Raw genomic sequence first — 18,313 nt, forward strand, 5'->3', positions numbered from 1 at the left:
GAGCGTGGCCCCGGGTTGTCATCTGGTCAAACGATGCATTCCAGTGAGCGGTCAACCATGGCTTTGGCCATCTCGGCCATGTGCAATACCGAAAACGCCAGATCGCGGCTGGTGCCTTGGGTGCTGTCGCCGGATTCATACGCTGTCGTAATGATGCAGCGCAGCAAGTCCGAAGCGTAGTTGAGCGCCTCTTCCTGGCTGACGGATGCGTTGACGGTGAACAGGGCGGTGGGCGGGTCGGGGACGATTTTATGGGGCATGTTTGCAACTCCTGATCATTGAAGGAGCCGCCCTGTTCGCTACCAAACGATCAGGGTGGCGGCCGTACGCAGGTTGGTAGACCGGTGACCAGGCAAGCCGGTGCGTCCGAAAACGCCAAGCGCACGGCCACCATAAACGCAGGCCGTAAGAATGCGCCCTGTAGAAGGTGGCGCATTGCGCACAGGTCACTCAGGTCTACCAAACCTGATCGCTGATTGGACAGCGACCGTTGAAGGCTAGAGACCTGAATAGCCAAGCGCAAGAGGCCGGGATTTTCTCGGAAATTTCCTTCAAATGGAAGGGAGGTGTCCTGCGGCTAATTCTTACAAGAGTTATCGAAAAAGGTTTTCTGAGGATGTTCGCCGTATAGGCGGGGAAGTGACTGGCGCTGTTTATCAGTATCTCAGCAAGCAGTACATCACCGAGGGGGAGACGTTAAAAAGCTATCGGATTACATTGAGTCAGCATGGTGTGTCTCCGCCCTACAGATAATGTGCGGAGTAGAGTACTTGCAATGAAAATAGCCTGTGCAGCGTTTGCTGGACAGGCTTGAAGCGCGGAGGGAGTAGTTAAGGCTTTTTGATATTCTGCATGTAGGTCTGATTCGGGTGAGTCACGACCTTTTTCGTCAACGCGTCCAGTTCCTTGCTGTGATACATGTCCAGGCATTTCAGCAGGTCGAATTTTATTCCCTTTATCTGGGATTCGGCCAAAGGGTTTGTGTAGTCTCTGGCGAGGTATTTTTCAACCAATGCCTTGACCGCAAGGGGGCTTTTTTCCATGTTATAGTAGGTCCAGTCACGCATCGCGCTGACACTACTGCCCGCGTCAATGCCGACGTTCACATCATATTTATAAGCGGTGGTTATGCAGGTGGCGAGGGCCATGTCCTTGTAGTTTTTTTCAAAGGTTCTGTACATTCCTTCAGGCGATGATGTTGGTGTATAGGCAAAACAATTGGATGTTGCTAGCACGACGAATATTTTCGTGGCTGCAAGAAATAGCCTCATGGCACTTTGCTCCTTGTGTTGCTTGGTATTATTTATAGTCTTGTATGTCGGTGTGCGTAGGATCGATTACCACGTTTTTTGTCAGTACATCCAGCTTTTTGCTATGGTAAAGGTCAAGGCACTTAAGGAAGTCGAATCTCACGCCTCTTACCTCGGACTCGACCAGTGGGTTTGTATAGTCTCTGGCGAGATATTTGCCCACGAGTTCTCCAAGCTTTTCGGGGCTTTTTTCCCAGTCATAATGGGCCCAGTCGCGTAGCGCGGTTATACTGCTGCCAGCATCTATTCCGACGTTTTCATTATATCTATAAGCGCTTGCAATGCAGGTTGCAAGAACAAGGTCTTTGTAGTTTTGTGCATGGGTTCGATACATTCCCTCTGGTGACAGTGACAGTGACGGTGACATGGCAGATGCAAAGATATTAGGTGTGGCGAGGGTAAAAGAAATTAGGATGGCTGCACGAAACGACTGCATTACGTGAGGCTCCAGAAATTTGCTTGGTCTGTCCGATAGTTGACGCCAGGTTCGTTGAAATAGCAATGGTCGTAGCAGATACTGCCGTCAAACAAAGTCGCATGTCCTCGAGCGTCCGACCAGCCTGATATTTCAAATACTATGATGCCTTTTTTGCTGGCCAATGGTCCGCTATCAGAAGGCGGGTATTTGACGATTTCTGGTTTTCCCCAGTTTCTCATCAGGAAGTTTTTAAGATCATTAATGCGGAAAAAATATTGATTTTGATCTTCTCCGGATACTGTCTGGTCTGGTGTTTTTGGGATTTTTGCTCCTGTGTAATTTAGAATGTAGCTCATTCTTACGGCGCAGGTATTTTTCCATCTTGCCAACGCATCAGGATTATTTATATTCTGCGCCACAAACCCTCCAATCACCTCCGCCACTCTTTTTTTCGGTGCCACCGGATCATAAATATGTTGCGAAGCCGCCCACGCGGCAGTAAAAAATGGCCGTGCCATAGTCTTTCCCTGATCGTTCTGTAAGGTTCAATGCATGAGCGTTCAAAAAAATCAGGAATAGACCTTGTTGTTGATACGGTTCCAGCCACCCGAGACATTTCCTCCACCCGCACCATCCGATCTTTTTTGCTGTGTGTAGGTGGTTTTTATTTTCCCGTAATTCAAGCTGATCGTTTCACTGGGTATGCCATCATTGGCATGCTGGGTGTAGTTGGAAATGATGACTTCTTCCAGCAGCACTTCAAAGTATTTGACCTTTTCTCCGCCTGCACGATGCAGTGACAAAACAACTTCTTTCAGGTGTCTGCCCGCGCACAAGGTTTCCATGAGCTTGCAGCTCGATTTGTCCAGTGATTTGGTGAACGAGAAATCACTCAAGGAAGTCCTTCCGGACGATGCTCCACCGGAAGAACTCGCCGTGGCGGAAGTACTTTGATGCATGCCGAAGCCATACCCGGTGATCTCGATACAGTCCTTGTAGCGGTCATCCAGCGCTTCGCCTGGAATGCCTTCTATCTTGATATAGGCGTCAAAAGCCATTTTGAAATCTCCCTGTTTATCAGGCGGTATGCCTGAGAAGTACATTTATTTTTCATGCGCTCAATGGTTTACAGCCAGCAGAAGAATAATCTGTCTTTCAGGGAGGGGAAGGGGTATTGAACCTCTGGGGAGTAGCGAACTGTCTCGGTTTATTGTCTGAAATGTATTACGGACTGATCGCAGGGTGCGATGTATATTACCAGTGAGTCGTATTGTTTATCGGGGATAAGTTGCCTTGTTATATTGGCCACAGGCTGAACGGTCTATTCCGGATCGCACTGGAAGATCGCAGGGACAGTAAGTTAATCCGCATAAAAACCCGGCTTGCGCCGGGTTTTTATTGTCTTGCAGATCAGAATTTACTGCACTTCCACCGCCAGACTGTCGCTGATCTTCTTCTGCCAGATCTGCGGGCCTGTGATGTGCACGGATTCGCCGGTGCTGTCTACGGCAACGGTAACCGGCATGTCCTTGACCTCGAACTCGTAGATCGCTTCCATACCCAGCTCGGCAAAAGCCACGACTCGGGATTTCTTGATCGCCTGAGCCACGAGGTATGCAGCGCCGCCGACGGCCATCAGATACACGGCTTTGTGGTCACGGATCGCTTCGATGGCGGTCGGGCCGCGTTCGGATTTGCCGATCATGCCCAGCAGGCCGGTCTGGTCGAGGATCTGACGGGTGAACTTGTCCATCCGCGTGGCCGTGGTCGGGCCTGCCGGGCCAACGACTTCTTCGCGTACCGGATCAACCGGGCCGACGTAGTAGATGAAACGACCCTTGAGGTCGACCGGCAGGCTTTCGCCCTTGTTGAGCATTTCGACCATGCGCTTGTGCGCGGCGTCGCGTCCGGTAAGCATCTTGCCATTGAGCAGCACGGTTTCGCCCGGCTTCCAGCTTTGCACTTCTTCCGGGGTCAGGGTGTCGAGGTTGACGCGGCGGGCCGATGGGCCGGCTTCCCAGACGATTTCCGGGTAGGCGTCCAGCGACGGCGCTTCCAGCGAGGCAGGGCCGCTGCCGTCGAGTACGAAGTGCGCGTGGCGGGTGGCCGCGCAGTTAGGGATCATGCACACCGGCAGCGACGCAGCATGGGTCGGGTAATCCATGATCTTGACGTCGAGCACGGTGGTCAGACCACCCAGGCCCTGAGCACCTATGCCCAGCTGGTTGACCTTTTCGAACAGTTCCAGACGCATCTCTTCGATGCGGTTCTGCGGGCCACGGGCCTTCAGCTCATGAATGTCGATGGACTCCATCAACACTTCCTTGGCCATGACCGCTGCCTTTTCCGCGGTGCCGCCGATGCCGATGCCGAGCATGCCCGGTGGGCACCAGCCTGCGCCCATGGTCGGCACGGTTTTCAGGACCCAGTCGACGATCGAATCGGACGGGTTGAGCATCGCCATCTTCGATTTGTTTTCCGAACCGCCGCCTTTCGCCGCGACGTCCACTTCCACGGTATTACCTGGGACGATGGAGTAGTGGATAACAGCCGGGGTGTTGTCCTTGGTGTTTTTGCGAGCGCCTGCCGGGTCGGCGAGGATCGAGGCACGCAGCACGTTTTCAGGCAGGTTGTAAGCGCGACGCACGCCTTCGTTGATCATGTCGTCCAGGCCCATGGTGGCGCCATCCCAGCGAACATCCATACCCACGCGTACGAAAACGGTGACGATGCCGGTGTCCTGGCAGATCGGGCGATGACCGGTCGCGCACATACGCGAGTTGATCAGGATCTGGGCGATGGAGTCGCGAGCGGCAGGCGACTCTTCACGCAGATACGCCTCGTGCATGGCCTGGATGAAATCCACGGGGTGGTAGTAGGAAATGAACTGCAGTGCGTCTGCAACGCTCTGAATCAGGTCGTCTTGCTTGATCACGGTCATGCGGCGCGCTCCTCTGTAAGGACGGGAACATTCAATTACGCTATCGGCGGCAGTCTGGAACTGCGGCTTGAACCAGAGCTGTCAGGTTAGCCGTAGCGGGCGCAAAAAGGCGCGGCAGTATAACCCGCCCGACAGGCCAGTCTGTACAATCGCCGTTATTTTCTGCACAGGCCGCCTGAATGCCTCAATTGCATGTTGGTGAGCGTAGCTGGTCGGTGGCATCGGCCAGCAATCTGCTCGACGCCCTGAACCATGCCGGTGTGCCGGTTCCCTATAGCTGCCGTGCCGGCAGTTGCCATGCGTGCCTGGTGCGCTGTGTCAAAGGTGAGCCTGAGGACGCGTTGCCCGACGCCTTGCCCGCTGAAAAGCGCCAGCAGGGTTGGCGGCTCGCCTGCCAGTGCCGACTGGTCGGTGACCTGGCTGTCGAGGTGTTTGACCCGCAGCGTGACGGCCTGCCTGCGACAGTAGTGGGCTGCGACTGGCTCTGCCCGACCGTGCTGCGTTTGCGTCTGGAGCCTGCGCGACCTCTGCGCTATAGCGCCGGGCAACACCAGGTGTTGTGGACTGACAGCGGTGTCGCCCGGCCTTATTCGCTGGCGAGCCTTCCGGGCGAGGACCCGTTTCTGGAATTTCATATCGACTGCCACCAGCCCGGGGCCTTCCGCGATGTCGCCCGACAGCTGCGGGTCGGTGACACGTTGAGGCTCGGCGAACTGCGCGGAGGGGCACTGCGCTATGACCCTGACTGGCAGGAAAAACCTCTGCTCTTGCTGGCTGCCGGTACCGGGCTGGGCCCGTTGTGGGGCGTATTGCGTGAGGCGTTGCGTCAGGAGCATCAGGGCACCATCCGCTTGATTCATCTGGCCCATGACAGCCAGCAGCACTATCTGGCCAATGAGCTGCAAGCCCTGGCTGAGCGTTATCCACAGTTGCTTGTTCAACTGATTACCGTGCAGGCGCTGGAGACGACCCTGGCCGAGCTGCGCCTGTTGTCGCGGCATGCGATGGCGTTGTTGTGTGGCAGTGCCGAGAGCGTGGAGATATTTGCCAAGCGGCTGTATCTGGCAGGTCTGCCGCGTAATCAATTGCTGGCGGATGTGTTTGTGGCGCGGGAATAAGGTGCATGTTAGTCACAGCTCTCGTTCGGCACGATTAATCACAAAGATTCGTCAGGCATACACAATGCAAAAAGGCCCCGACTCTTGCGAGACGGGGCCTTGGCTTGCAGCGTTCTGCTATCAGACCAATGGGTCGCCGACGTGCAGAATCTTCATGCCGTTGGTGCCACCGATGGTGTGGTAGCTGTCGCCCTTGGTGAGGATGACCCAGTCACCTTGCTCGACCAGACCACGCTTGAGCAGTTCGTCGACTGCGGCCTGGCTGACCTGACCCGGTGGCAGGGCTGCCGGGTCGAACGGCACGGTGTAGACGCCACGGAACATCGCTGCACGCGCTTGAGTACCACGGTGCGGAGAGAACGCGTAGATCGGCACCGAGGAGCGGATGCGCGACATGATCAGCGGGGTATAGCCGCTTTCGGTCAGTGCGATGATCGCCTTCACACCCGGGAAGTGGTTGGCGGTGTACATGGCCGCCAGCGCGATGCTTTCGTCACAACGGGTGAACGAGTGGCCGATACGGTGGCTGGAAGTCTTGCCGGTCGGGTGCTTTTCAGCGCCGATGCAGATACGCGCCATCGCCTGAACCGCTTCGATCGGGTAGGAGCCTGCAGCACTTTCCGCCGACAGCATGACGGCGTCGGTGTAGTCGAGCACGGCGTTGGCCACGTCGGACACTTCGGCACGCGTCGGCATGGGGCTTGAGATCATCGACTCCATCATTTGCGTGGCAACGATCACCGCCTTGTTGTGGCGACGTGCGTGCAGAATGATGCGTTTCTGTACGCCAACCAGCTCGGCATCACCGATTTCAACGCCCAGGTCGCCACGCGCAACCATGACAGCGTCACTGGCGCGAATCAGCTCATCGAGCACTTCGTCGTTGGCAACGGCTTCGGCGCGTTCGATCTTGGCCACCAGCCAGGCTGTACCGCCGGATTCGTCGCGCAACTGGCGAGCGTATTCCATGTCGGCGGCATCGCGCGGGAAGGAAACGGCCAGGTAATCCAGGTCCATTTCGGCAGCGAGCTTGATGTCCTGCTTGTCTTTCTCGGTCAGTGCCGGAGCCGTCAGGCCACCGCCGCGACGGTTGATGCCCTTGTGATCGGACAGCGGACCGCCGATCAGCACGGTGCAATGCAGTTCGTCAGCCGTCTGGGTGTCGACGCGCATGACTACGCGACCGTCGTCGAGCAGCAGCTCGTCGCCTACGCCGCAATCCTTGACCAGATCCGGGTAGTCGATACCCACGATTTGCTGGTTGCCACTGGTCAGCGGATGAGCGGTGGAGAAGGTGAACTTGTCACCGACCTTCAGCTCGATTCGCTTGTCGGTGAACTTTGCGATACGAATTTTAGGACCCTGCAGGTCGCCCAGCAGAGCGACGAAGCGCCCGTGTCTGGCGGCGATTTCGCGGATCAGTTTGGCGCGTGCCTTGTGCTCATCCGGAGTACCGTGAGAGAAGTTCAGACGAGCAACGTCCAGACCCGAAAGGATCAGTTGTTCGATGACTTCCGGCGAGTTGCTGGCAGGGCCAAGTGTGGCGACGATTTTGGTGCGGCGAACGGTCATGCACAAACTCCTTAATTGAAGCGCAGCGAGAGGCTACTCCTGTCTGGGTCTTTAGTCATTGTTCCTTTGCACTACCGTGTTGCTGTCAGGGAGGGCAATCGGCTGACGGTCGGTGTGCGATTTACTTGAAGAAACAGGCTGTGACGCCGATACAGGGCAGAGAACAGGAGAGTCCCATGCGTATTGTAACGATTGTTGTATTACTGACTGCGCTCAGCGGTTGCACCCGCTGGGCGATGAATTCCAACCTCGATCACGCTTACCGTGCCTATCAGGAAGGTGATTGTGACCGGGTCATGCTGGATCTTTCCAAGGTCGAGCGTCAAAGCCGTTCGCGCCGTTATGTTCAGCCGGAAGTGTCGATGCTGCGTGGCCAGTGCCTGGAGCGGCAGAAACTGTATGTCGACGCTGCGCAGACCTATCAATTCCTGATGACTCAGTATCCAGAGAGCGAATACGCGTTCCGTGCACGGGCCAGGCTCGATACGCTCGCACAAACGGGTCTCTACCCCAAGGCTCAGCCTGCCAGACCGATCCCTGCACCTGTTCGAAACGCTCCCGTATCAAAATAGTTACCCTCATTTGAATGGCAGGCGCCGTGTTCGGGTGGATTTTGAAAAATTCTGAGCTAGGCTGTGATCACATAGTGGATGAGCTGCAGAGCTCTAGACCGAGGCGGTTATCGCGCAGTGCCTCGTTTTTGAAGTCCGCAGCCAGCGAACGGTGTTACGTGATCGCAACAGTGGTCTTGGAAGGCAGCCTGCCATGTATAAAGAGCGGAAAATAGAACGGCACCAATTGCAGGATTACCTGCAGGTCTTCAATCGTCATACTGGCAGGCTGATGGGGTGTCTGGGGAATGTGTCCGGGGAAGGGCTGATGCTGATCAGCGAACTGCCCGTTCTGGTAGGGGCCAGGTTCGATCTGTGTCTGAAAATGCCGAATGGCAATATCGGGCAATCAATAGATCTTAGCGCCAAGTGCCTCTGGAGCCACGAAGACGAGACGCCAGGGAGCTACGACTCCGGTTTCGAGTTGTCTCAGGTCTCGACAGAATACCTGGCGTTCGTCCAGCTCTTGCGGGAGTATTTCTGTTTCTACCCCTTTTATGAAGCCTCAGCCTGAGGCTGCTGGCTGACTCGCAAGGTTTCGCTTATAGCGTACCTGCCTTTTTCCAGCCCAGATAACGGCTGACCAGCTGCGGCCCCAGCTCCCTTGGTCGAGCATCCATTATTGCAATGCCTTGAGCACTCAAGCGGTCGTGTAGCGAAGCGCGAGCGTTGAGGAAATTCAGGGTTCCGCAATAATCCAGCGCTTGATCATAGGTTTGTACGGGGGCCTGACGCAGACTATCGAGCACTTCCTCCCTGAGGCTGGCAATCAGCACCCGGTGCTGCTTGCCAAGCTGTCTTGCAGCAGCCACCAGTTCCTCATCGTCTTCATCGCGCAGGTTGGTGATCAGTACCACCAGTGAACGTCTTTTATGGCGCACCATCAATTGGCGAACGGCGGCGCTGTAGTCAGCGGGTCGCCGGGTGGTCTGCAGGTCATAGACCGAGTTGAGCAACAGGTTGAGCTGCCCCGGCCCTTTTACGGGGGCCAGATAGCGGTCCTGCTCACCCGCAAACGTCGCAAGGCCAACCGAGTCACCCTGACGCAGTGCGACATAACTCAATAGCAGGCAGGCATTCAGCGCGTGATCGAAGTGAGACAAATCACCGTCCTGGCTGCGCATTCGACGTCCGCAATCGAGCATGAAAACGATCTGTTGATCCCGCTCGTCCTGATACTCGCGAGCAATGGGGGAGCGCTGGCGGGCGGTAGCTTTCCAGTCTATCTGGCGCAAGCTGTCGCCTTCACGAAACTCGCGCAACTGATTGAATTCCATTCCTGCCCCGCGACGTTGCAACTGGCGCACCCCCAGTTGGCTCAGCCAGTTGTCCACCGCCAGCAGTTGCCCACCGTAAAGCCGGGCGAAGTCCGGGTAGACGCGGGTCGTGCTGTGTACCGGAAGATAGCGGCGTGCCGTCCACAAACCCAAAGGCCCCGGCAGGCTGATTTCGCACTGCTCAAAGGTAAAATGGCCCCGGCTCGAGGGGTGCAGACGGTAACCGATGCTGCCTTGGCCGCGTGCCAGCAGGATGATGGACTGCGGCAGGTTTTCATGTTCCAGGCCATGCGGCACATGATCGAACACCTGCATGGTGACTGGCTTGGTGCCGTTGTGTTGGAGGTCGAGCCGCGCCTCGTTCCATCGATCCAGCGCCAGGCTGCCCGCAAGCTCACGCTGCACGCGTGGCGAGGGACGCCTGAGCAGCCAGAATGCATCGAGCAGGCTGACACCCGCGAAAGCCAGCAGCGCTGCCCGATAAAGCTCGTCGATTTTTGCCGGATACTCGATGCCCAGCGCATGGAGCGTTCCTGTCAGCAACGCAACGCACATGAACCCACCGAGCCAGCGCAGCATCAGAACCGACGGTTTCAGAACCTGTTTCACAGGCGCGGTGCCGAGACCTGGTCAAGGATCTGCCGAAGCACCTGATCCACCGAAAGGCCCTCGATGTCCAGTTCCGGTGACAGCCTGACCCTGTGTCGCAACACAGCCAGCGCGCAGCCCTTGATGTCGTCCGGAGTAACGAACTCACCGCCGCGCAACAATGCTCTGGCCCGCCCGCCACGCACCAGTGCAATTGAAGCGCGCGGCCCTGCGCCCTGGCTAAGACCTGGCCAGGTGCGCGTACTGCGCGCCACGCGCACGGCGTAGTCCAGCACCTGTTCATCAATGGGCAGCTCGCTGGCAATGCGTTGCAGTGCCTGAACCTCCCGAGCCTGCATGATGACCCGCAGCGGTCGCACATCCAGCATGTCGGCACGGGTCGAGCGGGTGACCTGGCGCACCATGTTCAGCTCTTCCAGCGCTTCGGGATAGTCCATGCGCAGCTTGAGCATGAAACGATCCAGTTCGGCTTCCGGCAGTGGGTAAGTGCCTTCCTGTTCGATGGGGTTCTGGGTTGCCAGCACCATGAACGGCTGCGGGATGGGCAGCGCCCGACCTTCGAGGGTTACTTGTCGCTCCTGCATGGCTTCGAGCAGCGCGGCCTGCGTCTTGGCCGGTGCCCTGTTTATTTCGTCGGCCAGCAGCAGGTTGGTGAACAGCGGCCCCTTGCGCAGCTTGAACTGCTCGGTCTGCATGTCGTACACGGCATGACCGGTGACATCGCTGGGCATCAGGTCCGGCGTAAATTGAATGCGCGCGAACTCACAGCCTATGCAACTGGCAAGCGCCCGGACCAGCAACGTCTTACCCAGCCCCGGTACGCCTTCCAGCAGCACATGCCCGCCGCCGATCAGGGCGGTCAGCACGTCCTCGATCACTGCGTTTTGGCCAATCACAGCCTTTTGCAACTCGTTACGCAACGCCTGAGCCAGCTGGCTGGCGCGTTGCCGCTGCTGCAACTGAGTGCTCGCGGCGCTCGTCGGGCTGGCCGGTTCGATGGCAGGCTCGATAAAGGGCCCGGTGCTGCCTGATGTTTCGGGCGTTTGATCGCTCGCGACTTCTGGAGCGTCACTAACTTTTATATTAGATTTATCGTCCATAAATCAATTACTTACCTGATTTGGCTTTTTCGTAATTTTTTTGCGCAGCGACTGAATGTTTTTTCTCTTGCCGAGCATTATTTCCATGGTAACCGCTCAGGGCATGCGGCGTATTGGTGCATGCCATTCAATTGCGCTGACATAGCTGCCGTCTGCACCAAAGATAGATATCTACGCAAGGATGCCTTTTCTGTCTGAAAGGCAGGTGCGTTTGCGTGCCTGTTACGTAAAGACAGCAATCGACCAGGATCGGGCACTCACAGGCAGTGCCCCTCCGGCTTTATTCAGGAGTAGCGCCGTTCCACAAAGTGTTCACCGCTCAACAGGCTCAAGCCTATAAACCGCGCCTGGCAGCGTCTGAGTTCATGCTCGATAGCCTTGGCTGCGCACCTGAAGATGTGCTGCACGTATCTTCAAGCTTCCGTTATGACTTGATGTCGGCCCATGACATGAAAATCAAGCACAAAGCCTTCGTCGCCCGCGGCCATGAGCAGCCGGCGGATGTCGCCTTCGGCTACCACCAGATCCCGGACATTGGCGGATTGCCAGGATTGGTCGGTCTTTAAGCCCCGGCGCGGGTCACTTGATTGCCGATATTGTCAGCTGCGCACCCCCTATCGTTGATCCGCGACCGTCTCACCCGGGCCGACTCCGGAAATCAGCCTGGAGTAAAGTGGCGGACTTCTGATCGACTGCATTGCTCCGCAGATTAGCTGGCGTCCCTGAACGCAGCTTGCATCTGCCCTCTGTCTGCAGTTACGACCTGATCTTGCTTATGAAAGAAGATCAGTCTTGACAAGTTTTTGTCATTGGGGAAATACTTTGCTGCAATTCATATATATGACTATATAACAAGGCGAATAGGTCAATGAATGCTCTGTCCAACGATGCCCGTTTGCCGCTGTATCAACGTCTTCATGACCAGTTGGCCCAGCAGATTGCAACCAATCACTGGCACCCTGGCCCGTGACTACGCCGACATCCCGCTAGAGTGGCGTCGCTCTCATGCCCATTTCCATGTTGACCTCCTGACTGAACTACCTGACAGCAGTGACATGGCAGCAGGTTGCGAAGTGTTTGCCTTTCCTGAAACGGGTGTTGCACGTGAAGGCACCCATACGCTGTCTGGTTTTTTGCGTGCTCCGTCGAGCGTTACGTCTCGAACCGGTTTTTCAAATGCTGAGTGCAGCCTCAGCGCCAGCCCAACTGAGATATTTTCATGACTACCTTAGATATACAGCTTCTAATGACCGCGCTTGTCAGCGTCGTGGTATTGGTGGCACTGATCGTGTCGCGCCTCAAGATGCACCCGCTTTTGGCCCTGATGGTAGTTTCTGTTGGTGTGGGCTTTGCTACCCAAATGCAGCCAGAAAGTATCGTCGCTCACTTGATCGCCGGTGCCGGAAAGACACTAGGGGCAGTTGGGATTGTGATCGCGCTTGGCGCGATGCTAGGCAAAATCCTGGCTGATGCTGGCGTCACGGAGCAGCTGGCCGAGGTCATCCTCAAGCGCACCCCGGATCGCCTGATACCTTGGGCAATGATGATGGTTGCGTTTGTAGTTGGCATACCCATGTTTTTCGAGGTGGGTTTGGTAATTATGCTGCCGCTGATATTCAGTGTGGCGCGAAAGCTGGAAAGCCAGGCTCGCTTCAAAGGCTCGGCGTATGTGTATGTGGGTGTTCCAGTGATTTCGGCGCTCGCCGCCATGCATGGCATGGTACCGCCGCACCCTGGCCCGTTGACGGCCATCGCTGCACTCAAAACCTCAGTGGGGCCCACAATGCTCTACGGTTTTCTCGCCGCTATTCCAGCAATGATTTTGGGCGGTCCACTTTATGGCGCGTTCATTTCGAAGCGCATGAGCACCAGGCCTGATCAGGCATTACTCGATCAGTTCACTCTGGCCGAAAAAACCGACAATCAACCCCGTCCCGGCGTTTTGCTCGGCGTACTGGCAGCCTTGCTACCGGCGATCCTGATGCTGATCAATGCCGTCGCCGAGATGGTGCTACCAAAGGGCAATGCGATCCTGCAAATGGCCAGTTTCGTGGGCAACCCTTTGATATCCATGCTCTTAGGCGTGCTTTTCGCCGGCGCAAGCCTGGTACTGGCGCGCGGTGGCGACGCCGAAAAGGTGCGTGATTCACTGGGTAAAAGCCTCAAGCCTATTGCCTCCATCATCATGATCATCGCAGGAGGCGGGGCATTTCAGGAGATGCTAACCAGTGCCAAGGTAGGCGATGCTATCGTGCACCTGACCCAGCAGTCTGCCTTCCCTCCGTTAATCCTGGGTTGGCTGATTGCGATGTTACTCTCGGTCTCTACTGGCTCCGCAACTGTGGGTATCGTAGGGGCTGCAGGCCTCTTGGCACCGCTTGCGGGTGCTGATCCCACCCTCAACTTGCCCTTGCTGGCATTGTCAATCGGCTGCGGTTCGCTGTTTTTCAACTATGCGAATCATGCAGGCTTCTGGATGGTGAAGGAGTCCTTTGGCATGACAATGGGGGAGGCGACGAAGACTATCTCGGTGGTTCAATCCATTGTGGCGGTGGTCGGATTGGTTGTGGTGTTGATCTTGAATGCGGTTATTACAGTAAGTTGAGTCGGGATTCATTCGCAGCGCCGAAGCCTGCCCAAATGAGGTATCCAACACTACGTACCCGTGAGCTTCTAAAGGTTTGATTTCAATATCGCAGATATCCAACGATTCGCCAGTGCAGGATCATAGGGCATTCCTGAGCGTTTGCAGGTGGGCTACCTGACGGGTGAATTCACTGTGTGAGACGCGTTGCGGCGGGCGAGGGCGCAGAGCGTCGCTGATGGCGCTGGTGGGCTGCCGCGTCAGGCGCGAAAGCACCTGCCATTGTTCTGCGACAGCCAGCCGCTCGAAGCCTGGATGAAGCTGGCGGGCGCGGCGCAGGATGTCTTGTTGCAGGCTCTTTATCAGCGTTTGTTGCCCGCTGCGTCTGCGCAGGAACTCGGCGCTGGCACGCAGGTGCTCGGTCAGTTGGCGACGTGCAAGGGGGGCGGGCCGTCGCATCGGGCCTTCGCGCAGGCCGATGTGCCAGAGGCCCAGGCCAATCAGCAACGCCAGCGTCAGCAGTGCCTGAGGGTAGTTGCGCAGCAGCAGGGTCAGCAGGTTGTCGTGTTCGGTTTGCAGCACCAGGGTCACTTCACTGCCCTGGGTCAGATACCAGAGCAGCCAGGCATTGTCATAGTTGCCGATCGAGCGGGTTTTCCACAGGTTGGCGTCAGTCACAATCGTGATCAATCCGTTACCACGGTTTATTTGCAGCAGGTGTGTGGCATCGGCGCTGTTGGCCCACGACTGTGCATGGTCTTGCGGATCTTCCAGATGGAACGCCGGATCGAAGCTCATGTATGCCGGGGCACTTTCGTTTTCCAGATACAGGCGGGTCAATTCCGGCCAGGGCTCTTTTTTGCGTTTGGCGGAGGGCGTTATCAACGGGATGGGCAGTGGCGGCTGAGCGTCGTTCAGCTGTTGTTCCTGCGCATTGATGTCCGTAGTGAGGTATTGATGAACCTGCAACCTGTCCAGCAACAGATCGCCGCTGCGACCTTTTTTCTCATTCCAGAGTTGCTCGGCCACTACCAGCAGGTGCCCGCCCGCTTCGGCCCAGTTCAGCAGCCGTTCGGTTTGTGCAGGTGTCATGTCTTCCCGGTCATTGAGCAATAGCAGCGTCTGGGTACTTTGACTCGGGTCGGGAAGTCGGGCCAGCGTGTCAGTGGTGTTTACCGGGATAGAGAGGCCACGCAGGAAGTATTCGGCCGCAAGCCAGGGATTGGCCTTTGCCTGTGGCGAGGGGCCCTGATCCACGGTTTTCTCGTAGCGCTCCAGGTGACGGCTCAGGTAAAGCCCTGCGCCTGCCAGCAGTAAAAGGGCCAGTAGCCCGATCAGTATTCCGCTACGGCGGCTCATGCCTGCACCGCCGGGTTGAACAGGCGACGCCAGCCATCGCAGAGTTGCTGCCGGGCATGGGCCGGTGGCAGTCGATGCCCGTAGGCAAGGTTCTGCCAGTGCATGGTCAGGTCATGACTGAATTCACTGAGCAGCGGCTGGTTCAGCGCAGCGATGTGCGCCAATACCTGAGCTTCGGTATCGGCGCTTTTCAACGGCAGTCGATAGTCGTTCAGCAAGCGACTGAGCAGTGCGCGGTACAACAGGCTCAGGGCTTCACGGGGCTGGCTGCTCCAAAGCTGTTCGGCCCGGCCGGCGACATCTTCAGGGAGGCTTTCGGCATTCACTTGCAGGCCCAGTAGCTGCCGGGGAGCCGGGCGGGCGATTTTTGTTCTGCCGGGCGCCCTGCTTGCAAAGGTTTTGAACCAGTCTTTGTAATACCAAAGCACCAGCCCGGTCAGGCCGATAACCACGCCCCAGAGCAGCACTTCAATCAGGCTGGCCAGGGCGCTTGCGGCCCGAAGAAGCCGATTGAGCCAGGTAATCAGCCAGCCCTGGTCGTGAGTGTCCCGAACCACAGACTGGCTTTTCTGTTGTTCAGGGAAGTGCCAGCCTGTCTCGGTTTTGGGGTTCTTGAAGGGCGGCTGTTGCAGGATGCCGTGTATTTCGCTGCGGGCTGCTTCGCTGGTCAGTGTCTGACGGATCAGGCGCGGCGTGTCCGGTGCTGCGAGGGTGGCGGGCGGTTCTGTCGCGCTGCTATCGGGCAGCGGGCAGCTGTAGCTCTGTTGTTCTGCCCAGACCGTTGCTGGTGCTGTCGAAAGCGCCAGTCCGACGCCGATCAACAACACATAGGCACTGCCGATCAGGCGCTGACGCAGGCGTCTGAAAACCAGCTCTATATCCCACGCCTCAAGGACCGTACGGCGATTGAGATACAGGGTGAAGCCGCACGCAACATAGATGGGTTCCCAGAGTACCAGCGCCAGGGCATAAAAGAGGTTGGTCAGGTGGTCGATCCATAGCCACTGGTTTTCAACTTCGAGCAGACTCATCCAGTGCCAGTCGATCTGGATCTGCTGCGGAATAAACGCGTAAAGCATAATCAGCAGGCCTATCCACAATGAGTATTCCAGGTGTGCGCCGACGATGGTAAGCAGCCGTGCGGCGCGCAGGTCTTTCTGGCTGAGCAGGCTGATGCGCAGGGCGCGCTCCGTACCTGCCAGATGCTCCAGTTGCTGCACCGGCAACTGAAAGCTGCGACTCAGGCTGAGTCTTCGCCACAACAGGCTTGGCAACAGCTGGCTTTTCAAAGTGGCGGGCCACGCCTTGAGGGCTTGCCCGAGCGTAGGCGTTGTCCCGAACAGTGACTGCGACAGGAGAGCAGCGACAAGCGTTCGAACGCAGGCTTGAGCCACCAGAACAGCAGAATGGCGGCCGTGGGATAGTCCCATAGCAGTGCGCTGAGCAGGCAAAAAACGGGCAGGGTGACGATTGCCCAACTGCTCATCAGCAGACCGCGGTGCCGACCCGCCAACAGCACGCCCAGGTCTATGGCTTCCCAAGGGGATCGAGGACGTATGGCGACGTTTGACTCAGTCAGGCGCATGAGGGGTACGTCCTGCCAGGGTCAGATACGCGGCGACCAGCAACCATAGGGCGGCACCTGCAAGGTACTTGAGCAGCGGTCCGGGCCAGGTCATCGATGACCAGTAAGCCTCAATGAATGCCGCAATAAGCAGGAACAGAATGACCCCGCCGATCAGTTGCACACTGGTCCTGGCCGCAATGCGCAGCGCGGTACTGCGCGTCAGTCTTCCTGGGGCCAGCAAAGCCCATCCCAGCTTCAGACCCGCCGCCCCGGCCATGGCGATGGCGGTCAGCTCGAAAGCACCGTGACCGATGACGAATGTCCAGAATGTCTGCCCAAAGCCTATGTCGGTCAGATGACCGGCAATTGCGCCTGTCATCAACCCATTGAACAGCAGAAAAAACAGGCTGCCGAGCCCGAACAGCAAACCGCTGGCGTAGGTTTGAAAGGCAATACCGATATTGTTCATGATGTAGTAGCCGAACATCATCCAGTCTGCGTCGGAAGCTCTTTCGGCGGGTTGTCCGATCCGGCTGGCCGATGGGTCATACATGCTCTGCATGTCGGCCAGTTGCTCAGGACTGACGATGCTGTAGATCAGTTGCGGAAAACCGTAGACCAACAACCCCATGCCGATCAGGCTGCCGAAGAACAACAGGCTGGCGACCAGGACGAAACGCCACTCGGCGCGCACCAGTCGCGGAAAACCTCCGAGTACAAAGCCCAGCAGACGAGCGCCCATCGCGCTGCGGTGGCGGTAAAGTTGTTGATGGCCACGCATGGCCAGTTGATGCAGGGGGTCGACCAGGTGGCTGCTGTAGCCACGCTCCTGTGCCAGCGCCAGGTGGTGGCAGACGCGTCGATAATCACAGGGGAATGTTTCGCAAGCATTGACATCGGCCTTGCCGTTTTCCAGCGCATCAAGGCGCTGACCAAAACGTTGCCACTCATCTTTATGGCGGGTTTCAAAGAGGCTCTGCTTCATTTCGGCCCCAGCAGGTTGCGGGCGATGCCGTTTACATGAGCGACCGCCTGATCAGCGGGGATGTGCAAGGGTTCAGCAAGAATTGCGGCCAGCTCCCGGGTGCGGGCAATGGACAGTTCACCTTGTCGTTCCGCCAGACCGAGCACTGCCCGTTGTTCGTCCAGATGCAGGGCGAACGGCACAATCACCGGTTCTGCCTCTGGCAGGGTGGGGCGCGTTACAGGCTGGTCGCTATAGATAACCAGCGTCCCGGCTGCGAGATCACCCAGCCGTTTGAACAATGGATGGCTCAGACAACTGATTGCACCTAGCCCGTAGCCCAGCGGGAGCATGTCGACGAAACGCAGTAGGTTGCGTATCAACGACGCGGACCAGTCTATCGGCGTGCCGTCATCGTGCACCACCCGCAGGCCGAGGACCCGCTTTCCGGGAGTGCGCCCCTGACTCAGCACTTCAAACAGCACCATGTACCACCAGTTGACCAGAAAAAACACGATGGCGGCCAGGCCCATGCCGAGCTTGTCAAACCACTGCAAGAGTAAAAAGAACACGCCGATAACGGCTGCGCGAATGGCGAAGTCGATTCCGAACGCCAATGCGCGGGAAACCAGTCCGGCAGGGCGAAGAACCATATCGATGCCTTCCGGCGTCTCGATTTCAATGCGGGTGTCCAGTGGCGTGGGCAGCGCTGCATTCCTTGGCGAAGCGGGAAGGGATGACATTGTCGGAGCGCGCCTGAAAACGAAAACTGATGCTAGCTATCGCAGCGGAGCTAAGCAACCGACCATTCAAGACGCGGGCTGTAAGAAAACATTTCCCGGTACGCCGGATATTACCCGATTAGGCAATGACACCTGTCACG

The 18,313-nt window shown here is 57.2% G+C and carries 16 protein-coding genes and 3 pseudogenes; 6 read left to right on the top strand and 13 right to left on the bottom strand.

What is annotated here, in order from left to right:
- Positions 1-26: 26 nt before the first annotated feature.
- From AC4ANE_RS06835 to AC4ANE_RS06860, 6 genes are all read right to left on the bottom strand, one after another.
- Positions 27-260 (bottom strand): DUF6124 family protein, encoded by a 234-nt coding sequence (locus AC4ANE_RS06835; protein ID WP_002554991.1) that lies wholly within the window; start codon positions 258-260, stop codon positions 27-29.
- Positions 261-830: 570 nt separating this feature from the next.
- Entirely contained in the window at positions 831-1,271 is a 441-nt protein-coding gene (locus tag AC4ANE_RS06840; RefSeq protein WP_002554990.1) for a type VI secretion system amidase immunity protein Tai4, read from the bottom strand.
- Between the two features lie 28 nt (positions 1,272-1,299).
- Complete coding sequence (locus tag AC4ANE_RS06845) at positions 1,300-1,746, bottom strand: type VI secretion system amidase immunity protein Tai4 (protein ID WP_122267632.1); 447 nt, start codon at positions 1,744-1,746, stop codon at positions 1,300-1,302.
- Entirely contained in the window at positions 1,746-2,246 is a 501-nt protein-coding gene (locus tag AC4ANE_RS06850) for a type VI secretion system amidase effector protein Tae4 (RefSeq protein ID WP_044423591.1), read from the bottom strand. Before AC4ANE_RS06850 ends, AC4ANE_RS06845 begins: the two co-directional genes overlap by 1 nt.
- Positions 2,247-2,297: 51 nt before the next feature.
- Positions 2,298-2,786 carry an Hcp family type VI secretion system effector gene (locus AC4ANE_RS06855; protein WP_002554988.1) on the bottom strand — a complete coding sequence of 163 codons (489 nt, stop codon included), beginning with the start codon at positions 2,784-2,786 and terminating at the stop codon, positions 2,298-2,300.
- Between the two features lie 359 nt (positions 2,787-3,145).
- On the bottom strand, positions 3,146-4,669 hold the full coding sequence (locus AC4ANE_RS06860) for a fumarate hydratase (RefSeq protein ID WP_002554987.1): 1,524 nt from the start codon (positions 4,667-4,669) through the stop codon (positions 3,146-3,148).
- A 179-nt stretch (positions 4,670-4,848) separates the two neighbouring features.
- Here AC4ANE_RS06860 and AC4ANE_RS06865 point away from each other — a divergent pair, with 179 nt between their 5' ends.
- Complete coding sequence (locus AC4ANE_RS06865; RefSeq protein ID WP_002554986.1) at positions 4,849-5,787, top strand: iron-sulfur-binding ferredoxin reductase; 939 nt, start codon at positions 4,849-4,851, stop codon at positions 5,785-5,787.
- A 120-nt stretch (positions 5,788-5,907) separates the two neighbouring features.
- On the opposite strand, the gene pyk is transcribed toward AC4ANE_RS06865, so the two are convergent.
- The gene (gene pyk / locus AC4ANE_RS06870) at positions 5,908-7,359 is read right to left on the bottom strand and encodes a pyruvate kinase (protein ID WP_002554985.1); all 1,452 of its coding nucleotides are present in this window, start codon (positions 7,357-7,359) and stop codon (positions 5,908-5,910) included.
- A 176-nt stretch (positions 7,360-7,535) separates the two neighbouring features.
- Here pyk and AC4ANE_RS06875 point away from each other — a divergent pair, with 176 nt between their 5' ends.
- Both AC4ANE_RS06875 and AC4ANE_RS06880 read left to right on the top strand, forming a co-directional pair.
- Positions 7,536-7,931 (top strand): tetratricopeptide repeat protein, encoded by a 396-nt coding sequence (locus tag AC4ANE_RS06875; protein WP_002554984.1) that lies wholly within the window; start codon positions 7,536-7,538, stop codon positions 7,929-7,931.
- A gap of 193 nt (positions 7,932-8,124) precedes the next feature.
- The gene (locus AC4ANE_RS06880) at positions 8,125-8,484 is read left to right on the top strand and encodes a PilZ domain-containing protein (RefSeq protein ID WP_002554983.1); all 360 of its coding nucleotides are present in this window, start codon (positions 8,125-8,127) and stop codon (positions 8,482-8,484) included.
- Between the two features lie 28 nt (positions 8,485-8,512).
- Here AC4ANE_RS06880 and AC4ANE_RS06885 read toward each other — a convergent pair whose 3' ends face one another.
- Together AC4ANE_RS06885 and AC4ANE_RS06890 are read right to left on the bottom strand one after the other, a co-directional pair.
- Positions 8,513-9,856, bottom strand: a complete 1,344-nt coding sequence (locus tag AC4ANE_RS06885) for a DUF58 domain-containing protein (RefSeq protein ID WP_002554982.1) — start codon at positions 9,854-9,856, stop codon at positions 8,513-8,515.
- On the bottom strand, positions 9,853-10,956 hold the full coding sequence (locus AC4ANE_RS06890; protein WP_044324659.1) for an AAA family ATPase: 1,104 nt from the start codon (positions 10,954-10,956) through the stop codon (positions 9,853-9,855). The genes AC4ANE_RS06885 and AC4ANE_RS06890 overlap by 4 nt, the downstream gene beginning before the upstream one ends.
- A gap of 293 nt (positions 10,957-11,249) precedes the next feature.
- Here AC4ANE_RS06890 and AC4ANE_RS06895 point away from each other — a divergent pair.
- From AC4ANE_RS06895 to AC4ANE_RS06905, 3 genes and pseudogenes are all read left to right on the top strand, one after another.
- A pseudogene (locus AC4ANE_RS06895) lies at positions 11,250-11,522 on the top strand (HAD family hydrolase); the annotation flags it as partial.
- Positions 11,510-11,644: pseudogene (locus tag AC4ANE_RS06900) on the top strand (D-amino-acid oxidase); the annotation flags it as partial. The pseudogenes AC4ANE_RS06895 and AC4ANE_RS06900, both read left to right, overlap by 13 nt.
- Positions 11,645-12,175: 531 nt before the next feature.
- Positions 12,176-13,561 (top strand): GntP family permease, encoded by a 1,386-nt coding sequence (locus AC4ANE_RS06905; protein WP_002554979.1) that lies wholly within the window; start codon positions 12,176-12,178, stop codon positions 13,559-13,561.
- Between the two features lie 120 nt (positions 13,562-13,681).
- Here AC4ANE_RS06905 and AC4ANE_RS06910 read toward each other — a convergent pair whose 3' ends face one another.
- From AC4ANE_RS06910 to AC4ANE_RS06925, 4 genes and pseudogenes are all read right to left on the bottom strand, one after another.
- Positions 13,682-14,899 carry a DUF4350 domain-containing protein gene (locus AC4ANE_RS06910; RefSeq protein WP_002554978.1) on the bottom strand — a complete coding sequence of 406 codons (1,218 nt, stop codon included), beginning with the start codon at positions 14,897-14,899 and terminating at the stop codon, positions 13,682-13,684.
- Positions 14,896-16,484 (bottom strand): annotated as a pseudogene (locus AC4ANE_RS06915) (DUF4129 domain-containing protein). The gene AC4ANE_RS06910 and the pseudogene AC4ANE_RS06915 overlap by 4 nt, the downstream one beginning before the upstream one ends.
- A complete protein-coding gene (locus AC4ANE_RS06920; protein WP_031597608.1) occupies positions 16,471-17,451 on the bottom strand; it encodes a stage II sporulation protein M in 981 nt (326 codons plus the stop codon). Before AC4ANE_RS06920 ends, AC4ANE_RS06915 begins: the two are co-directional and overlap by 14 nt.
- Positions 17,448-18,173: an RDD family protein gene (locus tag AC4ANE_RS06925; protein WP_002554974.1), complete on the bottom strand. Its 726-nt coding sequence runs from the start codon at positions 18,171-18,173 to the stop codon at positions 17,448-17,450. The genes AC4ANE_RS06920 and AC4ANE_RS06925 overlap by 4 nt, the downstream gene beginning before the upstream one ends.
- Positions 18,174-18,313 lie beyond the last annotated feature (140 nt).

The sequence above is a fragment of the Pseudomonas sp. Pme6b genome (assembly GCF_058129925.1).

Excerpts from the sequence above, each read along its gene's own strand:
- AC4ANE_RS06840 (WP_002554990.1), bottom strand. The coding sequence starts at position 1,271 with ATGAGGCTATTTCTTGCAGCCACGAAAATATTCGTCGTGCTAGCAACA.
- AC4ANE_RS06920 (WP_031597608.1), bottom strand. The coding sequence starts at position 17,451 with ATGAAGCAGAGCCTCTTTGAAACCCGCCATAAAGATGAGTGGCAACGT.
- AC4ANE_RS06925 (WP_002554974.1), bottom strand. The coding sequence starts at position 18,173 with ATGTCATCCCTTCCCGCTTCGCCAAGGAATGCAGCGCTGCCCACGCCA.
- AC4ANE_RS06865 (WP_002554986.1), top strand. The coding sequence starts at position 4,849 with ATGCCTCAATTGCATGTTGGTGAGCGTAGCTGGTCGGTGGCATCGGCC.
- AC4ANE_RS06845 (WP_122267632.1), bottom strand. The coding sequence starts at position 1,746 with ATGCAGTCGTTTCGTGCAGCCATCCTAATTTCTTTTACCCTCGCCACA.
- AC4ANE_RS06850 (WP_044423591.1), bottom strand. The coding sequence starts at position 2,246 with ATGGCACGGCCATTTTTTACTGCCGCGTGGGCGGCTTCGCAACATATT.
- pyk (WP_002554985.1), bottom strand. The coding sequence starts at position 7,359 with ATGACCGTTCGCCGCACCAAAATCGTCGCCACACTTGGCCCTGCCAGC.
- AC4ANE_RS06860 (WP_002554987.1), bottom strand. The coding sequence starts at position 4,669 with ATGACCGTGATCAAGCAAGACGACCTGATTCAGAGCGTTGCAGACGCA.
- AC4ANE_RS06835 (WP_002554991.1), bottom strand. The coding sequence starts at position 260 with ATGCCCCATAAAATCGTCCCCGACCCGCCCACCGCCCTGTTCACCGTC.
- AC4ANE_RS06875 (WP_002554984.1), top strand. The coding sequence starts at position 7,536 with ATGCGTATTGTAACGATTGTTGTATTACTGACTGCGCTCAGCGGTTGC.
- AC4ANE_RS06855 (WP_002554988.1), bottom strand. The coding sequence starts at position 2,786 with ATGGCTTTTGACGCCTATATCAAGATAGAAGGCATTCCAGGCGAAGCG.
- AC4ANE_RS06910 (WP_002554978.1), bottom strand. The coding sequence starts at position 14,899 with ATGAGCCGCCGTAGCGGAATACTGATCGGGCTACTGGCCCTTTTACTG.
- AC4ANE_RS06905 (WP_002554979.1), top strand. The coding sequence starts at position 12,176 with ATGACTACCTTAGATATACAGCTTCTAATGACCGCGCTTGTCAGCGTC.
- AC4ANE_RS06880 (WP_002554983.1), top strand. The coding sequence starts at position 8,125 with ATGTATAAAGAGCGGAAAATAGAACGGCACCAATTGCAGGATTACCTG.
- AC4ANE_RS06890 (WP_044324659.1), bottom strand. The coding sequence starts at position 10,956 with ATGGACGATAAATCTAATATAAAAGTTAGTGACGCTCCAGAAGTCGCG.